This window comes from Paractinoplanes rishiriensis (genome assembly GCF_016862375.1).
Taxonomy (GTDB): Bacteria; Actinomycetota; Actinomycetes; order Mycobacteriales; family Micromonosporaceae; genus Actinoplanes; species Actinoplanes rishiriensis.
Map to the genome: position 1 here is coordinate 95,086 of NZ_BOMV01000011.1, position 6,003 is coordinate 101,088.

A 6,003-nucleotide genomic window follows, 5' to 3' on the forward strand; every position below is an offset into this window, starting at 1 on the left:
AACGCTCATTCGTCGGTGTCGGCATGAAATCCTCGGCAACCTTGACAACTGTTACTGCGGGACACAGTATCCGAGGGACACAGTGTCCGCTAGACACAGAAGGGGCTCCGGCCATGTCACTCATCCGCGTTCAGAACTTCTCGATCTCGCTCGACGGCTTCGGCACCGGCGCGGGGCAGACCAAGGACCTGCACTTCGGCCACGCCGGGGACCGGCTGCACGAATGGATGTTCGCGACCCGGTACTGGGAGGCCGGCGGCAGCGGCGGCGTCGACGATCTGTTCCTGCGCCAGTTCGACGCCGGGGTCGGCGCCGAGATCATGGGTGCCGGCAAGTTCGGCCACCCCGGCTGGCACGACGACCCGGACTGGAAGGGTGCCTGGGGTCCCAACCCGCCGTTCCACACGCCGGTCTTCGTCCTCACCCACCACCCGCGCCCGTCCATCGAGATGGAGGGCGGCACCACGTACCACTTCCTGAACGCCGAGCCGGCCGAGGCTGCGAAGATCGCCCGCGACGCCGCCGGCGGCCTGGACGTGCGCCTGGGTGGCGGGCCAAGCATGATCCGCGACTTCCTGGCGGCCGGACTGGTCGACCACATGCACGTCTCGGTGGTGCCGATCCTGCTGGGCCGCGGCGTACGGCTCTGGGATGGTTTGGAGGGTTTGGAGAGGGACTACCGGGTCGAAACCACCTCGTCGCCCAGCGGCGTGACCCACCTGACCTTCACCCGGTCGGCCGGTGCGTGATATCCAGCGGGTGGGCGCTAGCGGGTGAGGTGACGCCGATCGACGTCCAGGTCGCGGGTCAGGGAATCCAGGCAGTCGCCGCACACGCCGTGGGTGATCGCCGGCAGCGGGGTGCGGCCGCGTTCGAGCAGGCCCAGGCGCCGGCAACCCTCCTCGATGTCGACCCAGTCGCCGACCTGGACGCGGGCGCACCAGCCGCACATGCGGAGCATCTCGCTGCCGCGGTCACCGGCGTCCGGGTCGAGGAGAGGCAATGGGGTACGGGCCTGACTGCGCTCGGCGGCGCTGACGATCTCGATGCCGCCGTGCGCCGTGCTGGTGACCGTTGCCTTCATGAGGCGGCGCTCGGCCGGCGCGTCGCACCGGTAGCCCAGGACCAGCGGTCGCTCGCCCCGGCCGCGGCTCAGCCGGAAGATCGCGCGCCACACCACGCACAGGTCGGCACCGCTGACGAAATCGGCCAGACCGTCCCCGATCGGCGGCGGCACGCAGGCGCCGCCGTTGTTGGCGAGCGCGAACTCGGTCCAGTGCCCGCCGACGCCGCACAGGCGGTCATCGCCATCGAAACGCCAGCTGATGGCCATGATGCCCAGTGTCGCAAGGAAACGGCAGGTCAGCGGGCACTTCGGGTGCGGTGGGTGGTGATCCAGTCCTCGACGTCGGCCATGTCCCAGATCTTGCCCTGCGCCAGCTCGGCAATCGGTTTGGGAAAGTCGGGCCGGCTGGCCAGCTGGTAGGCCCGTTGCCGGCTGACGCCGAGCAGGCCGCGAATCTCGTGCGCGCCGATCAGGCGCAGCTCTTGCTCCATACGTACGACTATAGTCATATGACTACGACCTTGCACGGAGTGGCGCATCGGTGCGATTGTCGGGCCTGTGCTGGATCAGGACGCCGACGACTCGTACCTCTGGCTTGAAGATCTTGATTCTCCCGACGTCGTGCGGTGGGTCGCCGATCGCAGCGCCGAGACGCTCGCCGGGTTTGCCGACGACGGCTTCGCGCAGACCCGGGACGCGATCCGGGAGGTGCTCGACAACAAGGACCGCATCCCCTATCCGGGGTGGCGCGGCGACGGCTACTACTACGACTTCTGGACCGACGCCGAGCACCCGCGCGGGCTGTGGCGGCGGACCACGCCGGAGCAGTACCGCCAGGACCGGCCGAGCTGGGAGGTCCTGCTCGACATCGACGCGCTGAACGCGGCCGAGGGCGAGAACTGGACCTGGAGCGGCGTCAAGGTGCTCCGGCCCGGCTACGACCGCTGCTTGATCAGTCTCTCCCGCGGTGGCGCCGACGCCGTCGTGGTCCGCGAGTTCGACCTGCCCGGCCGGCAGTTCGTCACGGACGGGTTCCGGCTGCCCGAGGCCAAAACCGAGGTCAGCTGGATCGACGCCGGCCACATCTACGTCGCGACCGACTTCGGGCCGGGCTCGATGACGTCCTCGGGTTACCCGAGGATCGTCAAGCGGTGGCGGCGCGGCACTACGCTGTCCGAGGCGGAACCGGTCTATGAGGGACAGCCCGACGATGTCGCGGTCAGCGTCACCCACGATCCGACCCCGGGCTACGAGCGTGCGTTCGTCAGCCGCTTTGTCGACTTCTTCCGTGCCGAGCACTACCTGCGCCGCGGCACCGACCTGGTCCGGATCGCGATTCCGGACGACGCCGACTTCAACGCGCACCGGGACTGGCTGCTGATCCGCCTGCGGTCGGAGTGGACCACCGGCGAGGTGACCCATCCGGCGGGTGCGTTGCTTGCGGTCGATTTCGGGCAATTCCTTTCGGGCGTACGCGACCTCGCCGTCCTCTTCCGGCCGGCCGAGCGCACCTCGCTCAGCTCGTGGGCGTGGACCCGCAACCACCTGCTGATGGTCACCATGACCGACGTCCGGACCCGGGTCGAAATCCTCACCCCGGGCGCCGGGGACTGGGCCCGGCAGCCGGTGCCCGGCGCCACGACGTTCGGCCGGCCGTGGATCGTCGACACCGAGCCGGACACCAGCGACGCGTACCTGATCTCCTCGGCCGGCTTCCTGCAGCCGTCCACGCTCGGCCTCGGCACGGTCGGCGGCGACGTCGCGGTCCTGAAGCGGGAGCCGGCCTTCTTCGACGCGGACGGCATGGAGGTGCGCCAGTACTTCGCGGTCTCCGCCGACGGCACCCGCATTCCGTACTTCGTGGTCGGCGGGGACGACGCCGGGCCCACGCTCCTGACCGGGTACGGCGGCTTCGAGGTTTCGCTGACCCCCAGCTACAGCGGCGTCATCGGGCGCGGCTGGCTGGCCCGCGGCGGCACCTACGCGGTCGCGAACATCCGCGGCGGCGGCGAGTACGGCCCGGCCTGGCACCGGGCCGCGCAACGGGAGAACCGGGTCCGGGCGTACGAGGACTTCGCGGCGGTCGCCACCGACCTGGTGGCCCGCGGCATCACGACGCCGGACCGGCTGGGCATCACCGGCGGCAGCAACGGCGGCCTGCTGATGGGCGTCATGCTGACCCGGTACCCGGAACTGTTCGGGGCGGTCGTCGCCGCGGTGCCCCTGCTCGACCTGCGCCGCTACACGAAACTGCTGGCCGGCCGGTCCTGGATCGCCGAGTACGGCGACCCCGACGACGCGGCCGACTGGGCGTTCCTGCGCGAATTCTCGCCCTACCACGTAGTGACCCCCGGGCAACCGTATCCGCCGGTCCTGTTCATCACCTCGACCCGCGACGACCGGGTCCATCCCGGGCACGCCCGCAAGATGATGGCCCTGCTCCGCCGGCACGGTTACGAGGCCGCCTACTACGAGAACGTGGAGGGTGGGCACGGCGCGGCCGCGGACAACGAACAGGCCGCCACCCGCTGGGCGCTGACCCTGGAGTTCCTCTGGCGCCGGCTCGGCTGAGCGGCCAGCGGTTGAGCCGCCAGTGGTTGAGGTCAGTGGCCGAGGTCAGTGGCGGCGCCACTGGAGCATGGCCGCGGTGGCGTCGTCGCGGAGCTCGCCGTTCTCGTACGAGACGATGGTGTGGATCAGGCGGCGCATCATCTCGGGGGCCGGGGTGCCGTGGCTCAGCGCGTCCACCACGAACTGGCCGAGCCGGTCGGCGCCGAACTGGGCGCCGGTCGCGTCCCGGGCCTCGGTGATGCCGTCGGTGTAGAGGACCATGACGTCGCCGGGTTCCATCTGGTGCTCGATGACGTGCGGCGGCCGGCGGAGCATGTTGCCGAGGCCCAGCGGCAGCGCGTTCGGGGTGGGTAGCGACGGCAGCGTCCCGGAGCCCCGGATCACCAGCTCCGGGGGATGGCCGGCGCTGATCCGCCGGTAGACGCCGGTCGACATCTCCAGTTCGGCCAGCAGCGCGGTGACGAAGGCGTTCGGGTACTGGGCGCGGATCCACTTGTCGATCGAGCGGGACGTGTCGAGCAGCGAGAGGCCAGACCTACGGGCATTGCGGTACGTGTTCAGCGTCAGCGTGGTGATTGCGCTCGCGCTGATGCCGTGTCCGACCGTGTCGAACAGCGCGACGTGCAGGATGTCGCCGTTCGAGGCGTAGTCGAAGGCGTCGCCGCCGACGTCGTAGCAGGGCTCGAGGACGGCCGTGACCATGGTGCCGTCGACCGCGAAGGTGAGCGGCGGCAGCTGGTTCCAGATGATCTCGGCGGCCAGTTGCATGGGCAGCCGGCGCCGGGTGTGCTCGACCGCGTCGCCGTAGAAGCGGCGGCTCGCGATCAACTCGGCCACCAGGGCGGCGATCACCTCGAGGTCGTGCCGGTCGGCGTCCGGGGGATAGGCCGGCAGCCGGAACTCCAGGACGCCGAGCCGCTCGGCGCCGTGCAGCAGCGGCAGCCACAGCACGCCGCCGGCGCCGGAGCCGGCATCCTGCCACTGCTGCTGCGCGGTGGTGAACGCGCGGCCGGCGAGCGTGTCCTCGACGGCCAGCGCGGTCGCGGTGTCCAGGGTGCTGCCGCGCAGCGGGTGCAGGGTGAGCTGGCCGTAGTCGACGAGCAGCACGGTAGCGGCGTCCGCGTCCAGCAACGGCGCGGCCGCCGCCAGCACCATGGGCAGGTCCTCGGCCCGGCCCCGGTGCCTCAGGTCCATCAGCCGGCGTACGGCCTCCATCGGCGCGAGCATCGGGACCCATCTTGCAACCTGCCGGGCGATCACGCAGCATCGCCCCGGACACCCTCGGTCTCTTCCGACGACCGAGGGGCGCCCGTCGGGGGAGGTCAGGCGGTCGGCGTCTCGGTGGGCTCGGGTTCCGGCGTGACGGTCGCGGTGGGCTCCGGGTCGGGGGTGACGGTCGCGGTGGGCTCCGGGTCGGGGGTGACGGTTTCGGTCGGCTCCGGCTCCGGGGCGGTGGCGTTCACATGGATGGCGCCGCCCTGCGTGGTGTCGGTGACCGGCGCGTACGTGGCGGTCCAGTACGCGGTCGACAGGCACAGCGCCGACCCGGTGATCTTGTTGAACTGCTGGTTGACGAAGCTGATCGAGTTGGTCGCGTTGTCCGCCGTGCCGGTGAGCGAGCCGGCCACCGGCTGGTAGACGCAGGTGATCGAGCCGAGGATCGTGCTGATCACCACGGTGGCCTGAATCGGACCCGCGCTGCCGGGCGCGACCGTCACGGCACCGGTGGCGCCGTCCACGGTGGCCTGGTAACCGAGGTTATTCAGCGTCACGCCGCGCACCCCGGTGGTGCCGAGCACGTTGCTGGAGCAACCGGCGAAGGTCTGCGCGTCGATCGTCTGGCCGGCCACGCCGGGCGCCGGTGGGTTGGCCGTCACGGTCGACGAGAAACTTGAGGACGTGCAGTTCACACCGCTGGTGCCGGTGGCCGTCGAATAGAAGGTGGCGGTGGTGCCACTGGCCAGCGAGGCGGTCACGGTGTCGCCGACCGCGGCGTTCGGCCCGTCCGGGCCGCCAACGGTGAGCACCGCATCGCTGTCGGCAAACGCTGCGGACGCCAGCAGGGTCGCGCAGAGCGCGCCGCCCGCCACGGTAGCCAGGTAACGGTATTTACGCATTGCTGTTCCTCTTTCTGGTCGCAATTTGTCGACGACCTACAACGAGGTGGGCGGAATTTGAATTTGACATCCAAAAACAATGAGTGCACGGGCTTGAAGAGGGGAAACATTTGATACTGGCCAGTAACTAACCGATTTATATGTGGTGAAGTGAGCGCCGTCAAGACTGTTAAGAACGTCAATGCGAAACGCCGCATTTGCCCGGCCGAATCGACCCGCGCCGCCGACCTGCCACGTCGGCGGCGGGGC

At 69.9% G+C, this 6,003-nt stretch carries 6 protein-coding genes; 2 read left to right on the top strand and 4 right to left on the bottom strand.

What is annotated here, in order from left to right; genetic code table 11:
• The first annotated feature begins 113 nt into the window (after positions 1-113).
• Positions 114-749 (top strand): dihydrofolate reductase family protein, encoded by a 636-nt coding sequence (locus Ari01nite_RS08340; protein ID WP_203780527.1) that lies wholly within the window; start codon positions 114-116, stop codon positions 747-749.
• Between the two features lie 17 nt (positions 750-766).
• On the opposite strand, the gene Ari01nite_RS08345 is transcribed toward Ari01nite_RS08340, so the two are convergent.
• A complete protein-coding gene (locus Ari01nite_RS08345; RefSeq protein WP_203780528.1) occupies positions 767-1,333 on the bottom strand; it encodes a hypothetical protein in 567 nt (188 codons plus the stop codon).
• Between the two features lie 29 nt (positions 1,334-1,362).
• Entirely contained in the window at positions 1,363-1,557 is a 195-nt protein-coding gene (locus tag Ari01nite_RS08350) for a helix-turn-helix transcriptional regulator (RefSeq protein WP_239162575.1), read from the bottom strand.
• A 67-nt stretch (positions 1,558-1,624) separates the two neighbouring features.
• On the opposite strand from Ari01nite_RS08350, the gene Ari01nite_RS08355 reads away from it, so the two are divergent.
• Positions 1,625-3,637 (top strand): prolyl oligopeptidase family serine peptidase, encoded by a 2,013-nt coding sequence (locus tag Ari01nite_RS08355; RefSeq protein WP_203780530.1) that lies wholly within the window; start codon positions 1,625-1,627, stop codon positions 3,635-3,637.
• Positions 3,638-3,682: 45 nt separating this feature from the next.
• On the opposite strand, the gene Ari01nite_RS08360 is transcribed toward Ari01nite_RS08355, so the two are convergent.
• Together Ari01nite_RS08360 and Ari01nite_RS08365 are read right to left on the bottom strand one after the other, a co-directional pair.
• Entirely contained in the window at positions 3,683-4,864 is a 1,182-nt protein-coding gene (locus Ari01nite_RS08360; protein ID WP_203780531.1) for a PP2C family protein-serine/threonine phosphatase, read from the bottom strand.
• A 95-nt stretch (positions 4,865-4,959) separates the two neighbouring features.
• Complete coding sequence (locus Ari01nite_RS08365) at positions 4,960-5,754, bottom strand: Tat pathway signal sequence domain protein (RefSeq protein ID WP_203780532.1); 795 nt, start codon at positions 5,752-5,754, stop codon at positions 4,960-4,962.
• Positions 5,755-6,003: the final 249 nt, after the last annotated feature.

Bases quoted from the DNA above. Each gene is read 5' to 3' on its own strand.
- Ari01nite_RS08340 (WP_203780527.1), top strand. From the start codon at position 114: ATGTCACTCATCCGCGTTCAGAACTTCTCGATCTCGCTCGACGGCTTC.
- Ari01nite_RS08345 (WP_203780528.1), bottom strand. From the start codon at position 1,333: ATGGCCATCAGCTGGCGTTTCGATGGCGATGACCGCCTGTGCGGCGTC.
- Ari01nite_RS08350 (WP_239162575.1), bottom strand. From the start codon at position 1,557: ATGGAGCAAGAGCTGCGCCTGATCGGCGCGCACGAGATTCGCGGCCTG.
- Ari01nite_RS08360 (WP_203780531.1), bottom strand. From the start codon at position 4,864: ATGCTCGCGCCGATGGAGGCCGTACGCCGGCTGATGGACCTGAGGCAC.
- Ari01nite_RS08365 (WP_203780532.1), bottom strand. From the start codon at position 5,754: ATGCGTAAATACCGTTACCTGGCTACCGTGGCGGGCGGCGCGCTCTGC.